Here is a 24,836-nt window from a genome sequence, read left to right as displayed (position 1 = left end):
GAGGCGGGGACGATGCCGCTTAGATAGGCCCCCGACGCCCCCGTGGGGAGGCCGCCCTCAGGCGACGGCGCCGAGGGTGTCGGCCATGCGCGCCCGGCGGGCGCCCATGGGCCGCTCGGGGCCGGTGGTGGTGTCGCGCGCGGTCTGGTGCTCCATCTCGGCGTTGATCTCGCCACCCAGGAGGACGATCGTCGTGGAGATCCAGATCCAGGTCATGAAGCCGATCGCGGCGCCGAGGGAGCCGTAGGTCTCGTTGTAGTTGCCGAAGCTGGAGACGTACCAGGAGAACAGGATCGACGCGAGGAGCCACAGCAGGCCCGCCACCGCGCCGCCGACCCCGACCCAGCGCCAGCGCGGCCGCTGGCGGCTCGGACCGTAGCGATAAAGCAGGGACAGGCCTCCGAGGAGGACGACCAGGAGCGCGGGCCAACGCAGCAGGGCGACGAGCCAGGCGGTGTCGCTCAGGCCCACGAACGTGAACACCACCGGCAACACGACGATGCCCGTGAGGGCCAGGATGGTGAAGACGAGCGCCCCGATGGTGAAGGTGAGCGAGCGCAGATTCAGCATGATGAAGGAGCGCTTCTCCTCCTCCTCATAGACCACGTTCAGGGCGTCGAACATCGCCTTCATGGCGGCATTGGCGCTCCAGAGGGAGAGCAGAAGGCTGGTAAAGAAGGTCAGGCCGAGGGTGCCGTTGCCCTTGGCGGCGATGCGCTTGACCTGGTCGCCGATGATCTCGATGGCGCCGGAGGGCAGCACGCCCTGCATGCTCGCGAGATGCTCGTTGATCGAGCCGACATCCGCCACGAGGCCGTAGCAGGAGACGAGCGCGGCGATGGCGGGGAACAGCGAGAGCAGCGAGTAGAAGGTCACGCCCGCCGCCACCGACAGGACCCGGTCCTGATTGAACTCGAGATAGACCCGGTAGAGGATGTCCTTCCAGCCCGAGGCGGTGATCTCGGTGGGCGAGCCCGCGGCGCGCCCGCGCGCGACCTGCGTCGCCGCGACGTAGGCCGCCGCCGCTCCCTCGTGGGAGCGGGCGCCCGGCTCCGTGGAGGGCGGGGCGGACTCGGCGGCGGGACGCGTCCGGGTCGCGCGCCGGGGTGCGGCGGCGAGCGCGATCAGCGCAGTCCCGAGCAGCAGCGTCCACAGGATGGAATTCGCCGCCTCACCATCGGGTACGGGACTGCGGCGGAAGGGAGATGGCATGGCAGGACCGGAACGGGATGGACGGTGCTTCGGCGCCGCGTCGTCTCGGCGCCCGGGATCAACGTGACGCAGGCTTGACCGTTCCGGCTCCGGCCACGCCTCCTCGGGCTTCCGCATCGCGCCCGATTTCGAAAGTTGATCGTCTCACGGCCCAATCTCGGCGCAGATAAAGCGACGGCGGACATGACCGAAACAAGCGGTGCGCTTCCCCGACCGCGTCAGCACACCGCCTTGAACCTTAAAGACATCTCGACCGGACGCAGGCACGCCTCAGATCTAGCACAACCAATCGAACAAAACCTTGAAAGACAACATTTCTAGATCAATGATTGCTATACCGCGCATCTCTATTATTTTCGTTAAATATTGAAAGCTCATAAAGGATGTTTTAACCAAACAATACCAGTCTCCCGCATCACGGAAGCTCTCATATTCGATGGCTTTTCAACCCGCGGAGCCAAGCACGTGCGTTTCGTCAATCAAGCCAGCGTCCTGGCAAAGATCGCCCTTCCCCTGTTCGCCCTGGGCGCCCTCAGCATCGGGCTCGTCCTCTACGCCCGCGCGTCGCTGAACAACATCGCCGACCAGTCGCGGCAAGTGATCGAAGTTCTCAGCGCGCGGCAGGAAGCTTACCTCAAGGCGCAGCTGAAGATCGCGGAAGCGGCCCTGTTGACCCGGAACATCATCCTGGAAACCGAAGAAGTCCCGATGGCGCAATACAAGGCGCAGTATGCGTCGGCCACGGCCGGGGCGCTTGAGGTCATCGATACGCTGATCGCACTGGCCGAAACGCCGGAACGCCGCAAGATCGGTAAGGATCTGCGAAGCTTGGCTGAGGCCTATTTCGCAGTCCTGGCGCGGTCCATCGAGCACGGGCTCCGGAATGAGAATGCAGTCGCAGCCCAGATCGTCCAGCACGATGCGCAACCCGCCCGGCTCAATCTGAACAGGCTGGTGGAGCAGCGTGCGCAGCGGGTCGCCGAGGAGATGAAGGCCGGCAAGCAGGCGCTCGAAGCGGACATGTCGATCGCGATCGAACGGCTGATCACCGTCACCGCCATCGGTCTCGTTCTGGCTGCCCTCCTGTGCGGCACCATCGTGGTCTTCGGAATCACCCGGCCGCTGGGCCGTCTGGTCGTGATCCTGAACCGCATGGCCCAGGGCGAGATCGATGCAGACATTCCGGAGGCCCGGCGCGGCGACGAGATCGGCGCCGTCGGCAAGGCGGTGGACGGCATCAAGGCGATGGTCGCCCGGAAGAGTGCCGAGGAAGCGCAGATCCGCCGCATTGCCGACGAGGCCGCAGTGGCCGCACGCCGCGCAACGATGATCGAACTCGCGGACAGCTTCGAGGGTGCCGTGGGCGGCATCATCGGCATGGTCTCCGCGTCGTCGACCGAACTGCAGGCGACGGCGGGGACCCTGACCACCACCGCCCGCGAGACCGCATCGCAATCCATCACCGTGGCGACGGCCGCCGAGGAAGCCTCCGTCAACGTGAGCACCGTGGCGGCGGCCGCCGAGGAACTCGGCAACTCTGTGCAGGAGATCGGCCGCCAGGTCTCGAACTCCTCCCAGATGGCGCAGTCGGCCGTGACCGAGGCCGACACCACCTCGGCCCTGGTCCAGGAGCTGAGCGCCGCCGTGTCCCGGATCGGCGACGTGGTGAGCCTGATCTCGACGATCGCCGGCCAGACCAATCTGCTGGCCCTCAACGCCACCATCGAGGCGGCCCGCGCCGGGGAGGCGGGACGCGGCTTCGCCGTGGTGGCGGCGGAAGTGAAGGAACTCGCCAACCAGACCGCCCGGGCCACCGACGAAATCGGAAGCCAGATCGGGCATATCCAGGGTGCCACGGGCCACGCGGTCACGGCGATCGGCTCGATCACGACGCGCATCCGCGACATCAACACGGTGGCGACGGCGATCGCGGCGGCGGTGGAGCAGCAGAGTGCCGCGACGCAGGAGATCGTCCGCAACGTGGCCCAGGCCTCGGTGGGGACCACGGACGTCACCAGCACCATCACGGGCGTCGCCCAGGCGGCCGAGGAGACCGGCGCCGCCGCCGCCCAGGTGCTCGGGGCCGCCGGGGAATTGTCGCGTCAGTCGGAGCACCTCAGCGCCGAGGTCCAGAACTTCCTCGGCACCGTCCGGGCGGCGTAGCGGACGGACCCAGCGAAGGCCGTCCCGCGCTGGGGCCCGCCGGCGGTGCCGCCTCAGGCGCCGCCGGGCGCGTAGAGGCCCGCATGGGCGTCCCGCAGCAGGTTCTTCTGGACCTTGCCCATGGTGTTGCGCGGCAATTCCTCGACGAAGAGGACGCGCTTGGGGCACTTGTAGCGGGCGAGCCGGCCTTCGAGCGTGCGCAGGATCGCGGCCTCGTCCGGCACGTCGGCACGGCCGACCACCACCGCCGTGACGCCCTCGCCGAAATCGGCATGGGGCAGGCCGATCACCGCGGACTCGACCACGCCCGGGAGGGCGTCGATCTCGTTCTCGATCTCCTTCGGGTAGACGTTGTAGCCCCCCGTGATGATGAGGTCCTTGCCGCGCCCGACGATGTGGACGTAGCCGTCCGGGTCGATCTTGCCGAGGTCGCCGGTGATGAAGAAGCCGTCGGCCTTGAACTCGGCCGCCGTCTTCTCCGGCATCCGCCAGTAGCCCTGGAAGACGTTCGGACCCTTCACCTCGATCATGCCGACGGCATCGGCCGCCAGGACCGCCCCGGTCTCCGGGTCGACCACCCGCACGGCCACGCCCGGCAGGGCCGGGCCGACGGTGCCCGCCACCCGCGCGCCCACGTAGGGGTTCGAGGTGTTCATGTTGGTCTCGGTCATGCCGTAGCGCTCGAGGATGGCGTGGCCCGTGCGGGCCTGCCAGTCGCGGTGCGTCTCGGCCAGCAGCGGCGCCGACCCCGACACGAACAGACGGATTCCGGCGGTGGCGTCCGGCGTCAGGCCGGCCTCCTTCAGCAGGCGGGTGTAGAAGGTCGGCACGCCCATCATGGCGGTGGCGCGCGGGAGAAGGGCGAGGACCTGGGTCGGATCGAACCGCCCCAGGAACAGCATCGTTCCGCCGCTGGCCAGCACCGTGTTGGTGGCGACGAACAGGCCGTGGGTGTGGAATACCGGCAGCGCGTGGAGCAGCACGTCCTCCGCCGTGAAGCGCCAGGCCTGGACGAGGGTGCGGGCGTTCGTGGCGAGGTTCTCGTGGCTCAGCATGGCGCCCTTGGAGCGCCCCGTGGTGCCCGAGGTGTACAGGATGGCCGCGAGGTCGTCCGGGCCGCGCGCCACGTCGGAGAAGGCTTCCGTCTCGGCATCGGCGGCCTCGGCCAGGGTGCCGTGGCCCCGCGCGTCGAGGGTGTGCACCACCGGCACGCCGGCATCCCGCGCCACGGGCGCGAGGGCCTCGTGCTTGGCCGGATCGCAGACGAACAGGGCCGGCTCGGCGTCGCCCAGGAAGTAGGCGATCTCGGTGGGGGTGTAGGCGGTGTTCAGGGGCAGGAACACCGCCCCGGCCCGAACCGCGCCGAGATACAGGAACAGGAATTCCGGGCTCTTCTCGGCCTGCACCGCCACCCGGTCCCCGGGCTTCACCCCGGCGGCCGCCAGGGCCGCGGCGTAGGCGCCCGAGCGCACGATGAGGTCCGCGTAGGAGTAGCGGGCGCCCTCGCCGGTCTCCAGGAACAGCTTGGCGGCGGGATCGGCCGGCAGGCTCTGGCGGACGAGATCGAAGAGGTGATTGGTCATCGGCGTTTCGGACATGACGGGGCGAAGATGGCAGGGACGAATACGCTGTCGATCGTCGGTTTCCTACGATCTTCGCTTCGCTCCATCGGAATGGCGGGAAATGCGGTGCCGCTCAAGCGCGGCGCGGACGGCTCAGGCCTCGGCCAGGGCCACCGCCCGCATCGGCGGCAGGTTGCTCCGGAGCTCGCGGCTCACCGCGCTGGAGGCGGCGACGGTCCCGAGATTGGCATAGGTCTCGTGGTTCTTCTCGATGGCCGAGAGATCGTAGAGGTAGTTGACCATCAGGCCGCGCGATTGGGCGAGCCCCTTGGGGGAGACGTCACCGAGGAAGTTCAGCCGCTCCAGCCGGGCGCCATTGCCGAGATGGAACCGGGCGACGGGGTCGAGGGGCCGCCCGCGCTCGTTCTTGGCGCGCAGGAAATAGGCGGCCGCCGCCGGGATCATCGCCTTGCGCACGGCCTCGCACTTGGCCTTGTCGGTCTGCCAGTCCGGTTCATCGATGATGCGCAGGGCCTCGACGTCATCGCGGGTCAGCCCCTGCGGCGCGTCGGAGCGGCGCTCGCGGTCGAGCCAGGCGGAGAAGCCCGGGACCGGCGAGAGGGTGACGAAGGTCTTCAGGCTCGGGATCTCCCGGGCGAGGTCCTCGACCACCTGCTTGATCAGGAAGTTGCCGAAGGTGACGCCGGCCAGCCCCTTCTGGCAGTTCGAGATCGAGTAGAAGATCGCCGTGGTGGCGGCCTTCAGCGGCAGGGGCTCGCGCTCATGGGCCAGGATCGGCGCGATGGCGGGGGCGATGCCGGCGGTGAGCGCGACCTCGACGAAGATCAGCGGCTCGTCGACCAGGGCGGGATGGAAGAACGCGAAGCAGCGCCGATCCGTCGGCTCGATCCGCCGGCGCAGGTCGTCCCACCCGGTGATCTCGTGCACCGCCTCGTAGCGGATGATCTTCTCGAGGATGTGGGCCGGGGTCGTCCAGTCGATGTGGCGCAGGACCAGGAAGCCGCGGTTGAACCACGAGGCGAACAGGTGCTCGAAATCGCTGTCGAGACTGTCGGCGGCGTCGATGAGGTCGGGGTCGGCCTCCTCCTGACGGAGCTCGCGGCGCAGCCCGAACAGGTCCTCGCGCATCCGCACCAGGGCGCGGGTCCCGTCCTTGGCGAGGTTCAGGCGGCGGATGAGTTCCTGGCTCCGCGGCTCGGCCGCATCGTGGAGGGCGCCCAGGGCCGCCCGGGTTGGATCGGCCCGGTAGGCCGCGATCGCCTCGTCCACGGCGGCATGGTCGGCGGCGAACTCGGTGGCGACGAGGCGCAGAAAACCGGTACGCTCGGGCCGGGCCAGGGTGGCGTAGCGTTCGAGGATCAGCCGGGCCAGGGCCACCCCGGAGGCCTCGCCGCGCCGGGAGATCAGATCCTCGCAGAGCTTGACCAGTTCCTGAGCGGTGACACGGGCCGCCAGGTCACCCCGCCCGATGCCGATGAGATCCCGGCCCCGGTCGCTGATGGTCTGGAGCAGATCGCCGAAGAAAGAGATCGCCGCCATGGCACGCCGCCTGCCCCCTCACTGGCGCCCGACCTGGGCGCACCGGCGGCCCCGCGCGTCGTGGGGTCCCGGCTTGGCCGCTACCTTAGGGCGGCTCCACGCGCAGGACCAGAGACCGTGGCCGTAAAGACGCGCAGGGCGGGGGCGCGGCCCTAATCCTGGCCGGAAGCCGGGGCGATCTCCGCCTGGTCCGCCCGCTCGCGCCAATCCACGACCCCGTGCTGCCGGGCGAAGCGCAGTTCGGCGGCGCGCAGAGCGCGCATCGGATCCCGGGCGCGGGTGATGTCCACCGAGCCGACCGTGAACGGCACACCCAGGATCTGCTTGGCAAAGTTGACGCGGTAGGTCGCCATTCGAAACTCCCTGGACGATGAGCGCGGCCTTGCAGGAGCGCCGACTTGACCTCCGCGAACGCCGCGACTCACCGGGTCCGATTTCAATCAGAGCGCAAGTTGCGCAGAATTCCAAGTGCAGGGTGCAGGAAGGAAAGCCGCAACACAGGTCGCCCATAACATTCGGTATATGGGACGACTGAAATTCCGCGCACATACCCCGCGACGACGTGGCCGAGCGGGTGGCGGCAAGACAAAGCCTCCGTGCGCGAAAGAGTAGGGTCCAGGTCGGGCCGGACGATCAGGGGCGACGAAGACCGATTCCCATCCCTCGTCCCACCGTTCCGGGTTGCCGAAGCCAGTGCGCAGGCCTAACCGGGCAGCGGATGCCCCCGTCGGCGCCCGGATCCCATCGCGGCCCCGGCTCCGCCGCCCCCCGAGATCCCGCGCATGACCCTCCAAGCCTGCCCGCCCCCCTGCCTGTCCGCGCGCGGAGTCGCCGGGGGCCGCCCCGCATGAGCGGCGGAGCACAGGCCGATACGGCCGGACGCCACGGGTTCACGCCGCGGGCCCGGCTCGGGCTGACCCTGATCGCGGGCGGGGCCGTCGCCAACATCTACTACAACCAGCCCCTCCTCGGGCTCCTCGTCGGGGAGTTCGGCGAGCGTGCCGCCCTCTGGGTCCCGACCGCCTCCCTCGTCGGCTATGGGCTCGGCATCCTCGGCCTGGTGCCGCTGGGGGACAGCCTGTCCCGCCGGAGCCTGATCATCGGCCAGACCCTCGGCCTCGCCGTGGCGCTCCTGGCCGCGGCGCTGAGCCCGAACCTCGCCTGCCTGGCCCTGTCCAGCCTCGTCATCGGCATCCTCGCCTCGGCGGCGCAGCAGGCGGTGCCCTTCGCCGCCGAGCTGGCGCCGGACGCCACCCGCGGCAGCGTGGTGGGCCAGGTGATGACCGGCCTCCTCACCGGCATCCTGCTGGCGCGCACGGCCAGCGGCCTCGTGGGCGCGCAGTACGGCTGGCGGGCGGTGTTCTTCGCCGCGGCGGTCGTGGCGCTGGGGATGACCGGCATCGCCGCCGCCACGCTGCCGAAGATTCCGCAGACCCGGCCCCTGCGCTACCGCGCCCTGATGCTGACGATCCTCCACCTCGTGCGCAGCCAGCCGGTGCTGCGCCGGTCGAGCCTGTCGCAGGGGCTGCTCTTCGCCAGCTTCAACGCCTTCTGGGCGACCCTGGCCCTGCTGGTCGAGGCGCCGCCCTTCAACCTGACGGCGGCCGGGGCGGGGATGTTCGGCGTCATCGGCGTCGCGGGCGCCTTCGTGGCCCCGCTCTCGGGCCGCTTCACGGACCGGCGCGGCCCGCGCCCGATGGTGGTGGCCGGCGCCCTCTTCGTGGTCGCGGCCTTCGCGGTGCTGTGGGCGGGCGGCGCCTGGTCCCTGATCGCGGTGGGCCTCGGGGTCCTCCTGATCGACATCGGCCTCAACGCCGCCCTCATCGCCAACCAGACCCGGGTCTACGCCCTCGTTCCGAGCGCCCGCGGGCGGATCAACACCGTGCTGTTCACGGTGATGTTCGTGTTCGGGGCGTTCGGGGCCTTCGCCGGTTCCCAGGCCTTCCTCATGGCCGGCTGGTCCGGCGTCTGCGCCGTCGGCATCCTCCTGGCGGGCGCGGGCTTCCTCGTGAACGTGCTGGAGCCGAGGGGCGCCTGATCGTCCCTTACCGGAGGATCCGCGACAGCCGGCACCAGGCCGCCTTGTCCGGCGGCAAGCCGAAGCGCAGGCGCGCGGGGGTCCCGGCGAAGCGCCGGACATAGATCCCGGCCGCGCCGAGGCGGTCGAACAGGCCGGGCGCGTCGGGAAAGTCGGCGGTGCGGAACAGGCAAGTGCCGCCGATGGGCGTCCCGCCGGCCCGCAGGATCATCCGATCGAGGCGCGCGGCATCCGCGGCCCGGGCGGTGGCGGCCTCCCGCCGCCAGGGCGCATCGGACAGGGCGGCGCGCCCGATGGCCAGCGCCGGGCCCGAGACCGCCCAGGGCCCGAGCGCCTCCGCGAGGGCGGCGACGAGGCCCGGTTCGCCGAGGGCGAAGCCGAGCCGGATGCCGGCGAGACCGTAGGTCTTTCCGAAAGAGCGCAGGACCACGAGGCCCGGGCCGAGGGAGGGCCCCAGGGTCTCGATCGGCTCCAGGTCGGCGAAGGCCTCATCGACGACGAGCAGGCCCCCGCGGCCCGCCAGGTCGTTGGCGAGCGCCCGCAGCGTTCCGGCCTCCCAGGTCCGTCCGTCCGGATTGTTGGGGTTCACGACGACGACCACGTCCGTGTCCCGGGCCGCCCCGAGCCCCGGGACGGTCACGACGGCGTGGCCGGCCCGGGCCCAGGCGGCGGCGTGCTCGGCATAGGTAGGCCCCACCACGGCGACGCGGGCGCGTGTCACGAGGCGCGGCAGGGTCTCGATCAGGATCTGGGTTCCGGGCGCGGCGACGATCCGGTCCGGATCGGCCACCCCGTAGGCGTCGGCGGCGGCCGCGCGCAGGGCGCCGAGGTCGGCGGCCGAAGGCAGGCGCCGGAAGGCGCTGGCGTCGAGGGCCGGACACGGATAGGGCACCGGATTGATCCCCGTGGAGAGATCCAGCCAGGGCTCGAGCGCTTGCGGGAAGAGGCGTCGAGCGGCATCGAGATCGCCGCCATGGGCGATTCCGTCACCCATCCCCGGGCCGCGCGCCATCACCGAGACCGCATGTCCTGGACCGCCCTCACCCATCCGCCCGATACGCTCATCGTCCTGGTGCTCGCCCTCGCCGTCGAGGCGGCAGCCGGCTATCCGGATCGGCTCTACAGGGCGCTCGGCCATCCTGTCACCTGGATCGGCGCGCTGATCGCGACCCTCGACCGCCACTGGAACCGGGGGGCGCCGGTTCGCCGCCGGCTCGCGGGCGTGGCCGGGCTCCTCGTGCTTCTGGGGGTCGTCGGCAGCCTCGCCCTGACCCTCACCGCCCTGGCCGGCGCCGCCGGCCTCCTGCCCGCGCTCCTCGTCCTCGCCCTGCTGGCGGCGAGCCTGCCGGCCCAGCGCAGTCTGCACAGCCACGTCGCCCGCGTGGCGGCCGATCTGCGGTGCGAGGGCCTCGCGGGCGGACGCCGCGCGGTGTCGATGATCGTCGGGCGCGATCCCGAGACCCTGGACGAGGCCGGCATCTGCCGGGCGGCCATCGAGAGCCTCTCCGAGAACTTCTCCGACGGCATCGTGGCGCCGGCCTTCTGGATCGGGGTCGGCGGCCTGCCCGGCGGCGCGCTCTACAAGGCGATCAACACCGCCGACAGCATGATCGGCCACCGCACCCCGCGCCACGAGGCCTATGGCTGGGCCGCCGCCCGCCTCGACGATCTCGTGAACCTTCCGGCCTCGCGGCTGACCGCCCTGCTCCTCGTCGCGGCCGCGGCCGTCCATGCCGGCGCTTCGCCCGGCCAAGCCTGGCGGGCGGTGCGGCGGGATGCCGGCCGCCACCGCTCGCCCAATGCCGGCTGGCCGGAGGCCGCCATGGCGGGGGCTCTCGGCTTGGCGCTCGCCGGCCCCCGAACCTACGGCACCACCCGCGTCGCGGATGGCTGGATGGGCGACGGGCGCACGGAGGCGACCCCGGCCGACGTGGAACGGGCGCTTGCGCTCTACCGCACGGCGTGCGGATTCCTGTTCGGGCTCGCCCTCCTCCTCCTGGTCCTCCTCAAGGTCGCCCTCGCATGATCCGGTCGAAGACGACACGCCTCGGGCGACGGGGAGCCCTGGCGCTGGCCGCCCTCGGCCTCGCCGCTCCGACCCCCGGCCGCACCGCCGAGGGCATGCCGACGCCCTACACCGTCACCCGCGATTTCGACGGCGAGACGAAGGGCGACGGGGCCTACGACCTCAGCGGCATGGCCTGCCGCCCGACCGACGCGGACGGCAGCCGCCTCTGCGTCGTGGTCAACGACGAGAACCGCGGCGCGCAGTTCGCCCGCCTCGCCGGCACCACGCTGACGCCCGGCGCCACCGCCTACGACCTCGGCACGGCGCCCTCGCCGGCCATCCGGGGCACGCCCCCCGCGCAATCCCGATGCAGCGGCGGTCCGGGCAGGTTCGATCAGCTCGACGGCGAGGCCGTGGCCTATGCCGAGCCCTTCTTCTACGTCACCGGGTCGCACGGCTGCACCCGGGGCAAGCGCAGGTACAAACTGTCGTCGATGATCCTCACGCGCCTGCGGCCGAACGCCGACGGCACCGCCGCCGCGGAGACAGTGAGCACCTACCGCCTGTTCGACGCCCTGATGGCCTCCGCGCCCGTGCGCGACTCCGTGCTGCGCGACCTGGAATTCGATTGGAACGCCTTGCCGCCGGAGGGCACGCCGCAGCCGAACGGCCTGAACGTCGAAGGGCTCGCGGTCGTGGGCGGGCGCCTTTACGCGGGCCTGCGGGCACCGAGCCTCGCGGGCAAGGCCTTCCTCGTCTCCGTACCGGTCGAGGCGCTGTTCGCGGATGGAAACGCCGCCCTGTCGGCCGAAATCGGCACGATCCCCCTGGAGGCCGGACCCGATGCGGGCGTCCGCGACCTCACGATCCTGCCCGACGGACGGATGCTGGTGCTCACGGGCTCGTCCCGCAACGGCCTGCCCGTTCCCTTTCGGCTGTCCCTCGTCGACCTGCCCTCCGGCGCCCTGACCCCCGTCGCCACCCTCGCGCCGGTCCGCGGCGAGAACGAGAAGGGCAAGGTCATCGACGGCAAGGCCGAGGCCGTGGTCCCGCTCGGATCGGGCCGGGTCCTCGTCCTGTTCGACAGCCTTCGGAACGGGGCGCCGCACGCCTACGCGGTGCCGATCCCGGAGAGGGGCGCGCCTACGCCCCCCTGAGGCTCGGGCCGGCTTCCGCCGCGCCCCGGCGCGCGGCGTCGCGGCGGAGCGCCGAGAGCACGACGAACATCAGGCTCGCGCCGAGGCCGAGGCCGGGGTCGATCCGGGGCGGGGACGGGATCATGGAGGCTTCCTCGCCGCACCCGTCGTGAGGCAGGCGTTCCGGCGCCAAGCCTAAAACCGTCGGGACGCTACGAGGCCAGGGCGAGCAGCGCGTCGCAGGCGACATGCGCCTCGCAATGATCCGCGAGCCGGTCGAGTACCGCCTCGATGCCGGCCTCGTAGGCCAGCCCGCTCGGGGCCGCCCCCAGGCGACCGAGCCAGGCGCCCCGCTGGCGGTCGTCGGCGAACAGGCCGTGCACGTAGGTGCCGGTGACGCGGCCGTCGGCCGAGACCGCGCCGTCGAGGCGCCCGTCCGCGAGCCGGATCGCCGGACGCGCGGTGTCCGGCCCGGAGGTGTCGCCCACATGCATCTCGTAGCCCGAGAACGGCACGCCGTCCGGCTGGCTCGTGCCGGTCACGGCGGCCAGATGCTTCACCGGCGTCATCACGGTCTCGACGTCGAGGAGCCCGAGACCCGGCACGGAGCGGGGCGCACCCTCGATGCCGTGCGGGTCGTCGATGCGCCGGCCGAGCATCTGGTAGCCGCCGCACAGCCCGAGCACCCGCCCGCCGCGCCGGACATGGGCGCGCAGGTCGATGTCCCAGCCCTCCGCGCGAAAGGCGTCGAGGTCGTCGATGGTGGTCTTCGAGCCCGGCAGGAGCACGAGGTCGGCCACCGGGATCGGCTCGCCCGGGCGCACCAGCACCACCGCCACGTCGGGCTCGGCCCGAAGCGGGTCGAGGTCGTCGAAATTGGCGATGCGCGGCAGCACCGGCACGGCAACGACCCTGCGCCGGGCCGATCCGGAGTCCGAGCCCGCGAGGCCGAGGGCGTCCTCCGCCGGCAGGCGCGCTGCGTCGGGAAAGTGCGGGATCAGCCCGAAGCTCGGCCAGCCGGTCGCCTGCGCGATGGTGGCCATGCCGTCGGCGAACAGGCTGGGATCGCCGCGGAAGCGGTTGACGAGGAAGCCCCGGATCATCGCGGCGTCCTCCGGGTCGATCACCGCCTTGGTGCCCACGAGGCTGGCGATGACGCCGCCCCGGTCGATGTCGCCGAGCAGGATCACCGGCGTGCCGGTGGCGCGGGCGAATCCCATATTGGCGATGTCGCCGGCCCGCAGGTTGACCTCGGACGCCGAGCCCGCCCCCTCCACCACCACGAGGTCGGCTTGCGCCTTCAGGTACGAGAAGCTCTCCAGCACGGAGGCGAGGAGACGCGGCTTCCAGGCCTGATAGTCCCGCGCCCTGGCGGTGCCGACCATGCGGCCCTGGACCACGACCTGGCTGCCGGTCTCGCTCTGGGGCTTCAGCAACACCGGGTTCATGTGCACCGAGAGCGCCACCCCCGCCGCCCGCGCCTGCAACGCCTGGGCCCGCCCGATCTCGCCGCCATCGGCGGTGACGGCGGCATTGTTCGACATGTTCTGCGGCTTGAAGGGCCGCACGGCGAGCCCGCGCCGCGCGAAGACCCGGCACAGCCCGGTCACGATCAGCGACTTGCCGACATCCGAGCCGGTGCCCTGGATCATGAGGGCGCGGGTCATGGCTGCGGGCCGTCCGACGGGGATGCGGCGCAGGCCGGATCGGCGGGCCGCGCGGCGCGACGAAAGGCCAGGATGGCGGCCCCGTAGGTCTCGACCACCTCCGAGAACGGCACGCGCTCCGCCGTGAACAGCACGGCCCGGTGCCGGAACAGATGGTCGGGAATCGCGAGGTCGCCGCAGGTCGACGCCGGGGGCGGCGCCTGCTCCCACCCTTGCGGCAGGGGCTGCCACAGGAGTTCCGCCCCGATGGTCTGCCGCGTCGTGCCGAGGGCCTGGACCGCCCGGCCGAACGGCGTGTCGGTGGTCTCGAGCAGGCGGTTCATCTCCGGGGTCAGGCGCTCGGGCACGTACCAGTTGTCCGCCTCCGACAGGACGTGGTCGCCGCAGGCGAGCCGCACCTGACGGTAGCGGAGGACGGTGTCGGGGCCGGCATTCAGGCGCCGGCGCGTCTCCTCCGAGGCGGGCTTGTCCGCGCCGCGCTGCCGATTCGCCGCGAGCCGCGGCGTCGCGGCCATACCGTGCTCGGCGCACCAGCCTTCGAGGGTCGCGGTGGCGGAGCGGCTGGCGAGCAGCCGGGCGTTCAGGCCCTCCACCACCGCCAGGGCCTCGACGCGGCCGAGATAGCTGGCCGGCCAGGCCGGCGCGGTTTCAGCGCAGGCCGGATGGATGCCCGACAGGACAAGGAGCCCGACCGGGCCGAGGACGAAGCGCATCAGAATTCGATGCCCACCTGCGCCTTCACCCCGGCGGCGAAGTGATGCTTCACGACCGCCATCTCGGTGACGAGGTCGGCGGCCTCGATCAGGGCCGGCTTGGCGTTGCGGCCGGTGACCACGACGTGGAGGTCCGGTCGGCGCGCCCGGAAGGCCGCCACCACGGCCTCGAGATCCAGGTAGTCGTAGCGCAGGGCGATGTTGAGCTCGTCCAGTACCACGAGGCGGATCGTCGGATCGGCCATGAGGTCGAGGGCCTTGGCCCAGGCGTGCTCGGCGGCGGCGATGTCGCGGGCCTTGTCCTGGGTTTCCCAGGTGAAGCCCTCGCCGAGGGTGTGCCAGTCGATCCGGTCGCCGAAGGCCGTGAGGGCGTGCTTCTCGCCGGTGTCCCAGGCACCCTTGATGAACTGCACCACGCCGACGCGCCAGCCGTGGCCCAGCGCCCGCAGCATCAGCCCGAGGGCCGCCGTGGTCTTGCCCTTCCCCGGCCCGGTGTTGACGATGAGGAGCCCCTTCTCGATCGTCTTCTCCGCCACCTCGGCATCCTGGACGGCCTTGCGCTTCTCCATCTTTTCGCGATGGCGGTCGGCGTCGGTCATGGGGTGGCTCCGGGTTGGGGTTTCACGATCAGGGGCAGGCCCGCCACCGTGAGGACGACGCGGTCCGCCTGGGCCGCGAGGCGCTGGTGCAGGCGCCCCGCCGCATCGCGGAAACGGCGGGCCAGCGCGTTGTCCGGCACGATCCCGAGGCCGACCTCGTTGCCCACCAGGACCACCGGGCCGGGGGCCGCCGCGCAGGCCGCGAGCAGCGCGGCGGTGGCGGCGTGCACGTCGGCCTCCGCCAGGATCAGGTTGGTGAGCCAGAGGGTGAGGCAATCGACCAGCACCGGCCCGGTCGCGGCGGCGACCGCCTCGGGCAGGGCGAGCGGCACGTCCTGCGTGATCCAGCCGTCCGGGCGGCGGGCGCGGTGGAGCGCGATGCGCTCGCGCATCTCGTCGTCCCAGGCCTGGGCGGTGGCGAGGTAGAGCCAGGGCCGAGGCTGCGCCTCGATCAGCCCCTCGGCATGGGCGCTCTTGCCGGAGCGCGCGCCGCCGAGCACGAGGGTCAGTCTGGGTGGAGGATGCGGCATGCGGCCTGCTGTGCCCGAAATCGAGGTCCCGGGTCAAAGGCGGGAATCCGATCCGGGCCGCGTTGTCAGCGGATCGGCAACCGCGTAGAAGCGTGGATCGGACGGTGCCCCGGCGACGGGGTGAAAAGGGAATGCGGTGAGGGGGCGACCTCGAAACCGCAGCTGCCCCCGCAACTGTGAGCGGAGACGGGACTGCCATCAGCCACTGGAGCGATCCGGGAAGGCGGCAGGACCAGCGACCCGCGAGCCAGGAGACCTGCCGTCCTCCCGCTCGATGCTTGACGGCCGCCGGCGGGGCGGCCAGGAGATGAACCCGATGTCGACCAACACCCTCGTCCTGACCGGCACCCGCACCAACGAGCGCCTCGGCGCCGTGCTTGTGGCCGCCTTCCTCGGCCTCGGCCTCGTGTTCATGGCAGGCTTCGCCCCCGCGATGGCGCTGCACAACGCGGCGCACGACTTCCGCCACAGCCAGAACTTCCCCTGCCACTGAGCGTCTCCGCTTAAGGCAGACAATCCCATGATCATCCGGCTCGTGTCGGCGGCCCTGGTCGCCGGCTTCCTCGCGGCCGTCGTCGCGACGGGCCTGCAGCTCGCGCTCACCTCGCCGCTCATCATCGCGGCCGAGCGCTACGAGACGCAGGCCTCCGCCGCCCCCGTTCGGCCGACCCCCGCCTCGCTGATCGTCCGCGTCCATGGCGGTCACGATCACGGCACCAAGGATCCCTCGGTGGCGGGCGGCGAGGTCGCGCCCGACTGGCAGCCCGGCCCCGGCCTGCCGCGCATGGCCTTCACCGCGCTCGCCACCCTGGTGGGCGGCGTCGGCTACGCGTTCCTGCTCGGTGCCGTGCTCCTGGCCTGCAACCGCGAGCCCAGCCCCGAGACCGGCCTGCGCTTCGCCATCGGCGGCTTCCTCGCGGTGGCGCTGGCCCCCGCCCTCGGCCTCGCGCCGGAACTCCCCGGGATGGAGGCCGCGCCGCTGGCCGACCGCCAGTTCTGGTGGGTGATGACCGCCGCGGCCACCGCCATGGGGCTCTACCTCATCGCGATCCGGCGGGCGCCGGTCACCATCGCGGGCGGCATCGTGCTCCTCGTCGCGCCCCATCTCGCGGGTGCGCCGGAGGCGAGCCACGCCGCCTCGAACCTGCCGGCCTCCTACGCCGCGCAGTTCGCGGCGCGCTCGCTGGGCATCGCCTTCGTGTTCTGGGCGGTGATCGGGTTGGCCTATGGCTGGGCCTGGGGGCTGTTCGGCAAGACCCGGCCGACCCACGCGCGGCCGACCCATGCCTGACCACATGCCCGACCCGCGGCCTGACACGGACCACGCCGCCGTCACCCTCTACGTCTGCGCCACCTGCCGGACGGCCGGCGACGCCTCGGAGCCGCGGGCGGGCGCCCGCCTGCTCGCCGCGCTTCAGGACGCCGTGAGCGCCGGCGGCCACCCGGGCATCACGGTCGAGAGCGTCGAATGCCTCTCGGTTTGCAAGCGCCCCTGCACGGTGGCGGTGGCCTCGCAAGGCCGCTGGACCTACATCTACGGCGATCTGGACCCGGTCGCGTCGGCCGGCACCATCCTGGACGGCGTGGCGCTCTATGCCGCGACGCCGGACGGCATCGTGCCGTGGAAGGCCCGGCCGCAGGAATTCCGCAAGGGCGTCGTCGCCCGCCTTCCCCCATTCCCGCCGCCCGTCGCGGCGCCCCCCCTTCCGGACGCCGCCGAATGACCCTCGTCGCCAAGATCCCCTGCACCATCGTCACGGGCTTCCTCGGGGCCGGCAAGACCACCCTGGTGCGCCACCTCGTGGAGAACGCGAACGGCCGGCGCCTCGCCATCATCGTCAACGAGTTCGGCGACATCGGCTTCGACGGCTCGTTCCTGGCCGCCTGCGGCATCGAGGGCTGCGGCGACGAGGACATCGTCGAGCTCGCCAACGGCTGCATCTGCTGCACCGTGGCCGACGATTTCGTGCCGGCCCTGAACAAGCTCCTCGACCGGGCCGATCCGCCCGAGCACATCCTGATCGAGACCTCGGGCCTCGCCCTGCCCAAACCCCTGGTCCAGGCCTTCCAGTGGCCGGCGATCCGCTCGCGGGTGACGGTGGACGGCGTGGTCGCGGTCATCGACGGCCCGGCCGTGGCTGCCGGCTTCTTCGCCGACGATCCGGCGGCGCTCGCCGCCCAGCGCGCGGACGACGCCAGCGTCGACCACGACAATCCCCTCGAGGAGGTGTTCGAGGACCAGCTCCTCTGCGCCGACCTCGTGGTGATGAACAAGGCCGACCTCCTCGACGAGGCCGGGCGCGCCAAGGTCCGGGCCGAGGTCACCGAACACCTGCCCCGCGCGGTGAAGATGGTGGAGGCCGAGCACGGCCGCCTCGACCCGCGCGTGATCCTGGGGATCCAGGCGGCGGCCGAGGACGACCTCGACGCGCGTCCCTCCCACCACGGCGAGGGCGAGGACCACGACCACGACGACTTCGATTCGGTGGCGCTGCCGGTGGCGGCCACGGCCTCGGCCGAAGACCTCGCCATCCGCGTCGCGCGCGCCGCGGAGACGGAGGGCGTGCTGCGCATCAAGGGCTTCGCCGAGATTACCGGCAAGCCGATGCGCCTCGTGGTCCAGGGCGTCGGTGCCCGCATCGCCCACCATTACGACCGCCCCTGGAAGTCCAGCGAGCCCCGCGACGGCCGCCTTGTGGTGATCGGCCTCAAGGGGTTCGACCAGGCCGCCGTCGCCGCCGCCTTGGCGGGATAAGCGCCCGCCATGCACCTGATCCGCATCGATACGGTCTCCCTCGACGAGGGCGAAGCCGCGATCGATCTCGGTCAGGCGCCGGGGGACATCGTCTTCCTGTCCTTCACCGATTCGGATCTCTTCGGCATGGCTGGCGCCCACGCGGCGGTCTTCCCGCCGGGTTCGGCCGGAGGCCCGACCCTGCGGCTCGCCAAGCTCGCGAAACTTCGCCACCCGATGTCGGTCGACCTCTACGTCGAGTCGGTGATCGCCCAGGCGCGGATGGTGGTGATCCGCTGTCTCGGCGGGCTCGATTACTGGCGCTACGGCATCGAGCGCGCCAGCGCGGCCGCCCGCGCCGCCGGGGTGGCGCTCGTGGTGCTGCCGGGCGACGACCGGCCCGACCCGCGCCTCGACGCCTATTCCACGAGGCCGGAGCTCGCCCCCGACTTCGACGCCTATTTCCGGGCCGGAGGCACGGCGAACCTGCGCCGCCTGGTCGGGCGCATGGCCGCCGCGATCGGATATCCCGCGGCGGTCGAGGCGCCCCTGCCCCTGCCCCGCGGCTTCGTCTGCTGCCCGGGCTGCGGCCCCGTCGCGGACGGGCAGGCCCGCGCCGCCGGACGACCATTCCAACCCGCCCCGGCCGAGGCGCCGCTGGCGCTGGTCGTGGTCTACCGGTCCAGCGTGCTCTCGGGCGACACCGCGCCGATCGCCGCGTTGGGCGCCGCGCTCCAGGCGCGCGGCCTTGCGGTGCTGGCCGTGGCGGTGTCGAGCCTGAAGGACCCCGCCGCGATCGCGCCCCTCCGGGCGGCCATCGCGGCGCATCGGCCCGCCATCGTCATCGCCGCCACCGCCTTCTCGGCGCGGGAGGATGCCGGGTTCGTCCTCGATGCCGCCGATTGCCCGGTCCTACAGGCCTTCAGCATCGGCGCGGCGCGGGACGCCTGGGCCGCCTCCGCCCGGGGCATGGGTGCGGCCGACCTCGCCATGCAGGTCGCCCTACCGGAATTCGACGGCCGGCTCTCCGGGTTTCCGATCTCGTTCAAGGAGGAGGGTCCGGAAACCGAGGGCTTCGCCGAGCGCCGTGCCGTGCCGCACCCGGAGGGCATCGCGGCCCTGGCCGAGCGTGCCGCCGCCTGGATCCGCCTTGCCCGGCTCCCCCGGGCCGAGCGCCGCCTCGCCCTGGTGCTTTCGGACTATCCCGCCCGCGGCGGCCGCGCGGGCTTTGCCGTCGGCCTCGACACGCCGGAGAGCGCGCGGGCGATCGTCGCGGACTTGGCGCAGGCCGGCTACGGCATCGGCGCATTGCCGGACGCCGAGGCACTGATGCGGGGTCTGACGCAGGGGCCGAAGGACTTCGCGGTAGACCTCGATGCCTACCGGGACTGGTTCGGCACGCTGCCCGAGACCGCGCGCGCGGCCCTCGACGCCGAATGGGGTCCGCCCGAGGCCGACCCGGTCTGCCGGGACGGCGCGTTCCGCTTCGCGAGCGTGGCCCCTGCGGGCGGGCGCCTCGCGGTCTTCCTGCAGCCCGATCGCGGGCGGTCGACGGACCGCAAGGCCGCCTATCACGACCCAGACGCGGTGCCGACCCACGCCTATCTGGCCTTCCACCTCGGGCTGCGCAGCCGGTTCGACGCCCTCGTTCACCTCGGTACCCACGGCACCGCCGAGTGGCTGCCGGGCAAGGCCGTCGCCCTTTCGCCGGATTGCTGGCCGGCCCGCGCCGTCGGGGCGCTCCCGGTGGTCTATCCCTTCATCGTCGACGATCCGGGCGAGGCCGCGCCCCTGAAGCGGCGCCTCGGGGGCGTCGCCCTCGGACACCTGACGCCGCAGACCGGCGTGACGGGGCTCGACCCCGACGCGGCGCGCCTGCGCGCGCTCGTGGAGGAATACTCCGCCGCCAGCGTCCTCGACCCGCGCCGCGCCGCGATCCTGGCGCGCACCATCCTGGACGAGGCGATGTCGGCCGGGCTGCTCGCCGGTGCCGGGATCGACGCCGACACGCCGATGCCGGACGCGCTCGCGGCCCTCGACGCGCATCTGTGCGACCTCGGCGAGGTGACCGCGCGCGACGGTCTGCACGTGTTCGGCCGGGCCGGGGCCGAGGCCTCTGAGGCGGTGGCCGCCTGCGCGGAGGGCGAGCGCCTCGGCCTGCTGCGTGGCCTCGACGGCCGCTTCGTGGCGCCCGGTCCCGCCGGCTCGCCGTCGCGCGGGCGCACCGACGTGATGCCCACGGGCCGCAACCTCGCCACCCTCGACCCGCGCAGCCTGCCGACCCGGGCCGCCACCACCCTGGGGGCCAGGGCCGCCGACGCCGTGGTCCTGCGCTACCTGCAGGACGAGGGCGAGTACCCGGCCCGGATCGTCATGGATCTCTGGGCTTCGCCCACCCTGCGCACCGGCGGCGAAGACGTCGCCCACGCCCTGGCCCTGATGGGCGTGCGCCCGGTCTGGGACCACGCCTCCACCCGGGTCACCGGTTTCGAGGTGCTGCCGCTGGCGCTCCTCGACCGGCCGCGCATCGACGTGACGGTGCGGGTCTCGGGCGCCTTTCGCGATACCTTTCCCGAGACCCTGTCGCTCCTCGCCCGGGCCGCCGAGGCGGTGGCAGCGCGGGAGGAAGAGGATGACGAGAATCCGCTGGCCGCCGCCCGCCGCCGGGGCGAGGCGCCGGCCCGAGTCTACGGCGCGGCGCCCGGGCGCTACGGCGCGGGGGCCGGCGGCCTCGCCCTCGACGGGGCTTGGGACAGCCGCGACGATCTCGGGCGGGCCTATCTCGCCGTCACGTCGCACGCCTATGGGGGCGCGGCGGACAGCGAGGATGCGGGCTTCGCCGCCCGGGTGGCCGGCGCCGACGCCTACGTGCACGCCTTCGACGTCGCCGAGCGCGACCTTCTCGACGGCGACGCCGCCGTGGAGGCGATGGGCGGCTTCTCGGCCGCCGCCGCCCTGACGGGGGCGAGCCCCGCCCTCTACAGCCTCGACGTCGCCACGCCCGAGAGCCCGAAGGCGCGCACCGCCCGCGAGGACGCCGCCCGTCTGATCCGGGGCCGCCTCGCCCATCCGCGCTGGATCGCGGCGCAGCTCCGGCACGGTTATCGCGGCGCCCAGGAACTGGCACAGGGGGTCGACGCGGTCTTCGTCCTCGCCGCCACCACGGACACGGTGTGCGACGCCGACCTCGACCGGCTCTACGGGGCGATGATCGCCGACCTCGAGACCTTCGAGACCCTGCGGGCGGCCAATCCGGAGGCGGCCCGCGCCATCCTCGAGCGCTTCGACGAGGCCCGCCGGCGCGGCCTCTGGACCACCCGGCGCAACGCCATGGCGGCCGACGAAATGGCGGCCGACGAGCTGCTGCGCGAGGCGGCGGAATGACCGCGCCCCGCCGCGTCGCCCCGGAGGCGCCGAGCCGGCGCGGCTGGTGCCCCAGCCTCGCCCGGCCGATGCCCACCGGCGACGGCCTGCTCGCCCGCGTCCACCCGCCCCTCGGGCGCCTCACCCCGGCCCAGGCCCGGGCGGTGGCGGCGGGCGCGCGCCGCTTCGGCAACGGCCATGTCGACGTCACAGCACGGGCCAACCTGCAGATCCGCGGCGTGACCGAGGGGACCCGCTGCGACCTCGCCGAGGCGCTGGCGGCCATCGGTCTCGGGGATGTCCGCCACGACGGGGGCCCGCAACGCCTGACCCTGACCCCGCCGCTGGCCGGGCTCGAACCCGAGGCGGTCCCGGCCCTGGCCCAGGCCATCGAGGCGATCGGGCGGGTGATCCCGGGCCTGCCGCCGAAGTCGCTGGTGGCCGTCGAGGCAGCCACGCACGGGATCAGCCTCGGTTCGGCGGAGGCCGACCTTCACGCCGTCGTCACGCGCGCGGGTTTTGCCCTGCGCCTCGCCGGCGACGCGGCCTGGTGGCGCCTGCCCGACGGTGCGGCGCCGACCATCATCGAGGCGGCCCTGCGCCTGCTGGCGGCGAGCGGGCAACGGCGGATGCGCGATGTTCCGGCGGCGGCCCGGGCGGAGACCCTGGCTCGCTTCGGCCTGCAGCGCATCGCCGGGCCGGCCGAGTCGGCCGCCCTGAGCCCGGGCTTGCTGGCCCTGCCACCCCTCTCTCTCCCGGACAGCGAGTCCCGGCGATTCTCGCCCCCGAGGGCGGAGGGGCGCGTCGCCCTCCTCGTCGACGCCCCCTTCGGCCGCTGCACCGCCGACGCCCTCGACAGTCTCGCCGAGACGGCGGAGGCCTCCGGCGCGGCCGACCTGCGCCTCTCGCCGACCCGCGGCCTCCTCCTCGTCTGCGCCGACGCCGCCGTTGCCGAAGCCGCGCGGGAAACCCTGGCCGGGGCCGGCTTCCTGACGTGGGCCGACGATCCGCGCAGAGCGGTGGCGGCCTGCCCAGGCGCGCCGGCCTGCGCGTCGGGCTCGACCCCGACCCTGCACGACGCGGCCCGCCTGGCCGAGGCGTTCCGGCCCTTCGCGGCGCGCGGCCTGCGCGCCCATGTCTCGGGCTGCCCCAAGGGCTGCGCCCATCCGGGCGCCGCCGACCTCACCCTCGTCGGGCGGGACGGGTGGTACGACGTGGTGCTGTCCGGGCGGCCGGATGCCTTGCCGGCGACGCGCCTCCCTTTCGAGGCCGCGCTGGAGCGCGTAAGGAGGGCGGATTCGGCACATTCCCTCGCCCGGATCTTCCCAGAACACCCGCCAGGACCGCGACCGTCATGAGTTCCCGCCTCGACTACCTGCGTGACGGAGGGGCGATCTATGCCCGCTCCTTCGCGATGATCCGGGCCGAGGCCGATCTCGCGCGCTTCCAGGGCACCGCCGAACGGGTCGTGGTGCGGATGATCCACGCCTGCGGCATGACCGACCTGCCGCGCGACGTGGAGGCCTCCCCCGACTTCGCGCAAGCTGGCGAGGCGGCCCTGAAGGCCGGCGCGCCGATCCTGTGCGACGTCCGCATGGTCGCCGACGGCGTCACGCGGGCGCGGCTGCCCGCCGACAACCGGGTGATCTGCACCTTGAGCGATCCGCGCGTGCCGGACCTCGCCGCCGCCATGAACACCACCCGCTCGGCCGCCGCCATGGAGCTCTGGCGCGAGCACCTGCCCGGCAGCGTCGTGGCGGTGGGCAACGCCCCGACCTCGCTGTTCCGCCTCCTCGAGCTTCTCGACGAGGGCGTGCCGCCCCCCGCCGCCGTCATCGGCATCCCAGTCGGGTTCGTCGGCGCCGCAGAGTCGAAGGAAGCCCTCGCCCGCGACGGTCGGGTGCCCTTCATCGTGGTCCATGGCCGGCGCGGCGGCAGCGCCATGACGGCCGCGGCCATCAACGCGCTCGCGCAAGAGATCGAGTGATGGATTCCGGCGAGCGCCTTCCCCCCGATGCGGCGGAGCGGACCGAGATCCCGCGCGCGGTGAGCACCGGCACCCTGTTCGGCGTCGGCATGGGCCCGGGCGAGCCGGACTACCTCACCGTGCGCGCCATGCGGGTGCTGGAGCGGGCCCCGGTGCTGGTGCATTTCTGCAAGAAGGGCCGGCGCGGCAACGCCCGCACCATCGCGGACGCCGTGCTCACCGCCGAGCCGGGGCGCGAATGCCCCCTGGTCTACCCCTACACCACCGAGCTCCACCCGGAGCACCCGGACTACGTCGCGGCCCTCGCCGCCTTCTACGACGACGCGGCCGGGCGCCTTGCCGACCATCTCGGTGCGGGCCGGGACGTCGCCATCCTGTCGGAGGGCGATCCGTTCTTCTACGGCTCGTTCATGCACCTGTGGCGGCGCCTGAAGGACCGCTTCCCCGTGGAGGTCGTGCCCGGCGTCACCGGGATGTCCGGCTGCTGGACCCGCGCCGGCACCCCGATCACCTGGGGCGACGACGTGCTGACCGTGCTGCCCGCCACCCTGCCGCACGCCGCCCTGGTGGAGCGCCTGCGCGCCACCGACGCCGCCGTGCTGATGAAGCTCGGCCGCCACCTGCCGAAGGTGCGGGCGGCGCTCGCCGAGGCCGGCGTGCTGGAGCGCGCGGTCTATGTGGAGCGCGGCACCATGGCGGGCGAGCGGGTGATCGCCCTCAAGGACAAGCCCGACGACGAGGCGCCCTACTTCTCGATGGTGCTCCTGCCCGGCGAGGGACGCCGGCCGTGAGCGGCTCGACCTCGGCTTCCGGGTCCGTCGCGATCGTCGGCCTCGGCCCCGGCGATCCGCGCCTGCTGACAGCGGCCGCCCAGGAGGCCCTGGCCCAGGCGCAGGATCTCATCGGCTACATTCCCTACGTCGCCCGCGTGCCCGAGCGGCCGGGTCTCGTCCGCCACGCCAGTGACAACCGGGTGGAGGTCGACCGGGCCCGCCACGCCCTCGAACTCGCCGCCTCCGGCCGGCGCGTCGCGGTGGTCTCCGGCGGCGATCCCGGCGTGTTCGCCATGGCGGCGGCGGTGTTCGAGGCGGTGGAGGCCGGCGATCCGGCCTGGGCCCGGCTCCCCATCACGGTGGAGCCCGGCATCACCGCGATGCTGGCCGCCGCCGCCCGCCTCGGCGCGCCCCTGGGCGGCGATTTCTGCGCGATGTCCCTCTCGGACAACCTCAAGCCCTGGGAGGTCATCACCGCCCGGCTGGAGGCGGTGCTGCGGGCGGATTTCGTGATCTCCCTCTACAACCCGATCTCCTCCGCCCGGCCCTGGCAGCTCGGCAAGGCCCTCGATCTGGCCGCCGAGATCCGGCGCGGCGACACGCCGGTGATCTTCGCCCGCGCCGTCTCGCGGCCCGACGAGGCGATCCGGGTGCTCACCCTCGACGAAGCGCGGACGACCACGGCCGACATGGCCACCATGGTGATCATCGGCGCCTCGGCCACCCGCCTGATCCCGCGCGGCGACGCCACGCCGTTCGTCTACACGCCGCGCAGCGTGCCGGCGGCGTGA

Annotated in this window: 23 protein-coding genes and 1 riboswitch; of the genes, 13 read left to right on the top strand and 10 right to left on the bottom strand. The window is 72.8% G+C overall.

The window, feature by feature from the left end:
• Positions 1-57: 57 nt before the first annotated feature.
• Positions 58-1,212 (bottom strand): YihY/virulence factor BrkB family protein, encoded by a 1,155-nt coding sequence (locus tag ASF20_RS15130; protein ID WP_056275348.1) that lies wholly within the window; start codon positions 1,210-1,212, stop codon positions 58-60.
• 465 nt (positions 1,213-1,677) lie between these two features.
• On the opposite strand from ASF20_RS15130, the gene ASF20_RS15125 reads away from it, so the two are divergent.
• A complete protein-coding gene (locus ASF20_RS15125) occupies positions 1,678-3,375 on the top strand; it encodes a methyl-accepting chemotaxis protein (RefSeq protein WP_056214788.1) in 1,698 nt (565 codons plus the stop codon).
• Between the two features lie 53 nt (positions 3,376-3,428).
• Here the strand turns inward: ASF20_RS15125 and ASF20_RS15120 are convergent, their stop codons facing one another.
• The 3 genes from ASF20_RS15120 to ASF20_RS15110 form a co-directional block, all read right to left on the bottom strand.
• The gene (locus tag ASF20_RS15120) at positions 3,429-4,958 is read right to left on the bottom strand and encodes a malonyl-CoA synthase (protein ID WP_244476445.1); all 1,530 of its coding nucleotides are present in this window, start codon (positions 4,956-4,958) and stop codon (positions 3,429-3,431) included.
• Positions 4,959-5,090: 132 nt separating this feature from the next.
• A complete protein-coding gene (locus ASF20_RS15115; protein ID WP_056275340.1) occupies positions 5,091-6,497 on the bottom strand; it encodes a malonyl-CoA decarboxylase in 1,407 nt (468 codons plus the stop codon).
• Positions 6,498-6,649: 152 nt separating this feature from the next.
• Positions 6,650-6,850: a hypothetical protein gene (locus tag ASF20_RS15110; protein ID WP_056214779.1), complete on the bottom strand. Its 201-nt coding sequence runs from the start codon at positions 6,848-6,850 to the stop codon at positions 6,650-6,652.
• Between the two features lie 494 nt (positions 6,851-7,344).
• Between ASF20_RS15110 and ASF20_RS15105 the strand changes: the two genes are divergently transcribed.
• Positions 7,345-8,535: an MFS transporter gene (locus tag ASF20_RS15105; RefSeq protein WP_056275337.1), complete on the top strand. Its 1,191-nt coding sequence runs from the start codon at positions 7,345-7,347 to the stop codon at positions 8,533-8,535.
• A gap of 7 nt (positions 8,536-8,542) precedes the next feature.
• Here the strand turns inward: ASF20_RS15105 and cobD are convergent, their stop codons facing one another.
• Positions 8,543-9,547, bottom strand: coding sequence for a threonine-phosphate decarboxylase CobD (cobD, locus tag ASF20_RS15100; protein ID WP_056275335.1), 1,005 nt, complete (start codon positions 9,545-9,547; stop codon positions 8,543-8,545).
• Positions 9,548-9,559: 12 nt separating this feature from the next.
• On the opposite strand from cobD, the gene cbiB reads away from it, so the two are divergent.
• Complete coding sequence (gene cbiB, locus ASF20_RS15095; RefSeq protein ID WP_056275689.1) at positions 9,560-10,561, top strand: adenosylcobinamide-phosphate synthase CbiB; 1,002 nt, start codon at positions 9,560-9,562, stop codon at positions 10,559-10,561.
• The gene (locus ASF20_RS15090) at positions 10,558-11,700 is read left to right on the top strand and encodes a DUF3616 domain-containing protein (protein ID WP_056275333.1); all 1,143 of its coding nucleotides are present in this window, start codon (positions 10,558-10,560) and stop codon (positions 11,698-11,700) included. Before cbiB ends, ASF20_RS15090 begins: the two co-directional genes overlap by 4 nt.
• Here ASF20_RS15090 and ASF20_RS24170 read toward each other — a convergent pair.
• The 5 genes from ASF20_RS24170 to cobU all read right to left on the bottom strand — a co-directional run bounded on the left by ASF20_RS24170 (position 11,687) and on the right by cobU (position 15,188).
• On the bottom strand, positions 11,687-11,824 hold the full coding sequence (locus ASF20_RS24170; protein WP_156648088.1) for a hypothetical protein: 138 nt from the start codon (positions 11,822-11,824) through the stop codon (positions 11,687-11,689). The genes ASF20_RS15090 and ASF20_RS24170 overlap by 14 nt on opposite strands.
• Positions 11,825-11,891: 67 nt before the next feature.
• Positions 11,892-13,346: a cobyric acid synthase gene (locus ASF20_RS15085; RefSeq protein WP_200927237.1), complete on the bottom strand. Its 1,455-nt coding sequence runs from the start codon at positions 13,344-13,346 to the stop codon at positions 11,892-11,894.
• The gene (locus ASF20_RS15080) at positions 13,343-14,059 is read right to left on the bottom strand and encodes a hypothetical protein (RefSeq protein ID WP_056275330.1); all 717 of its coding nucleotides are present in this window, start codon (positions 14,057-14,059) and stop codon (positions 13,343-13,345) included. The genes ASF20_RS15085 and ASF20_RS15080 overlap by 4 nt, the downstream gene beginning before the upstream one ends.
• Positions 14,059-14,658, bottom strand: a complete 600-nt coding sequence (cobO, locus tag ASF20_RS15075; protein ID WP_056275327.1) for a cob(I)yrinic acid a,c-diamide adenosyltransferase — start codon at positions 14,656-14,658, stop codon at positions 14,059-14,061. The genes ASF20_RS15080 and cobO overlap by 1 nt, the downstream gene beginning before the upstream one ends.
• Positions 14,655-15,188 carry a bifunctional adenosylcobinamide kinase/adenosylcobinamide-phosphate guanylyltransferase gene (gene cobU, locus ASF20_RS15070; RefSeq protein ID WP_200927236.1) on the bottom strand — a complete coding sequence of 178 codons (534 nt, stop codon included), beginning with the start codon at positions 15,186-15,188 and terminating at the stop codon, positions 14,655-14,657. The genes cobO and cobU overlap by 4 nt, the downstream gene beginning before the upstream one ends.
• 85 nt (positions 15,189-15,273) lie before the next feature.
• Positions 15,274-15,467: riboswitch (cobalamin riboswitch) on the top strand.
• A 37-nt stretch (positions 15,468-15,504) separates the two neighbouring features.
• On the opposite strand from cobU, the gene ASF20_RS15065 reads away from it, so the two are divergent.
• The 9 genes from ASF20_RS15065 to cobJ are packed head-to-tail and all read left to right on the top strand — an operon-like array spanning position 15,505 to position 24,836.
• Positions 15,505-15,681 carry a CbtB-domain containing protein gene (locus ASF20_RS15065; protein WP_055947494.1) on the top strand — a complete coding sequence of 59 codons (177 nt, stop codon included), beginning with the start codon at positions 15,505-15,507 and terminating at the stop codon, positions 15,679-15,681.
• A gap of 27 nt (positions 15,682-15,708) precedes the next feature.
• Entirely contained in the window at positions 15,709-16,479 is a 771-nt protein-coding gene (locus ASF20_RS15060) for a CbtA family protein (protein ID WP_056275324.1), read from the top strand.
• Complete coding sequence (locus tag ASF20_RS15055) at positions 16,472-16,912, top strand: DUF1636 domain-containing protein (RefSeq protein WP_244476444.1); 441 nt, start codon at positions 16,472-16,474, stop codon at positions 16,910-16,912. Before ASF20_RS15060 ends, ASF20_RS15055 begins: the two co-directional genes overlap by 8 nt.
• Entirely contained in the window at positions 16,909-17,943 is a 1,035-nt protein-coding gene (gene cobW, locus ASF20_RS15050) for a cobalamin biosynthesis protein CobW (protein ID WP_056275317.1), read from the top strand. Before ASF20_RS15055 ends, cobW begins: the two co-directional genes overlap by 4 nt.
• A gap of 9 nt (positions 17,944-17,952) precedes the next feature.
• Positions 17,953-21,306: a cobaltochelatase subunit CobN gene (gene cobN, locus ASF20_RS15045; protein WP_056275314.1), complete on the top strand. Its 3,354-nt coding sequence runs from the start codon at positions 17,953-17,955 to the stop codon at positions 21,304-21,306.
• On the top strand, positions 21,303-22,643 hold the full coding sequence (locus ASF20_RS15040) for a hypothetical protein (protein ID WP_056275311.1): 1,341 nt from the start codon (positions 21,303-21,305) through the stop codon (positions 22,641-22,643). The genes cobN and ASF20_RS15040 overlap by 4 nt, the downstream gene beginning before the upstream one ends.
• Positions 22,640-23,272: a precorrin-8X methylmutase gene (locus ASF20_RS15035; RefSeq protein WP_055947476.1), complete on the top strand. Its 633-nt coding sequence runs from the start codon at positions 22,640-22,642 to the stop codon at positions 23,270-23,272. The genes ASF20_RS15040 and ASF20_RS15035 overlap by 4 nt, the downstream gene beginning before the upstream one ends.
• Complete coding sequence (locus ASF20_RS15030; protein ID WP_056275308.1) at positions 23,272-24,063, top strand: precorrin-2 C(20)-methyltransferase; 792 nt, start codon at positions 23,272-23,274, stop codon at positions 24,061-24,063. The genes ASF20_RS15035 and ASF20_RS15030 overlap by 1 nt, the downstream gene beginning before the upstream one ends.
• Positions 24,060-24,836, top strand: a complete 777-nt coding sequence (gene cobJ / locus ASF20_RS15025) for a precorrin-3B C(17)-methyltransferase (protein ID WP_056275307.1) — start codon at positions 24,060-24,062, stop codon at positions 24,834-24,836. Before ASF20_RS15030 ends, cobJ begins: the two co-directional genes overlap by 4 nt.

The sequence above is a fragment of the Methylobacterium sp. Leaf88 genome (assembly GCF_001422795.1).
Lineage (GTDB): Bacteria > Pseudomonadota > Alphaproteobacteria > Rhizobiales > Beijerinckiaceae > Methylobacterium.
Note: the sequence above shows the minus strand (reverse complement) of the source record. Positions and strands in the feature narration are given on the sequence as shown.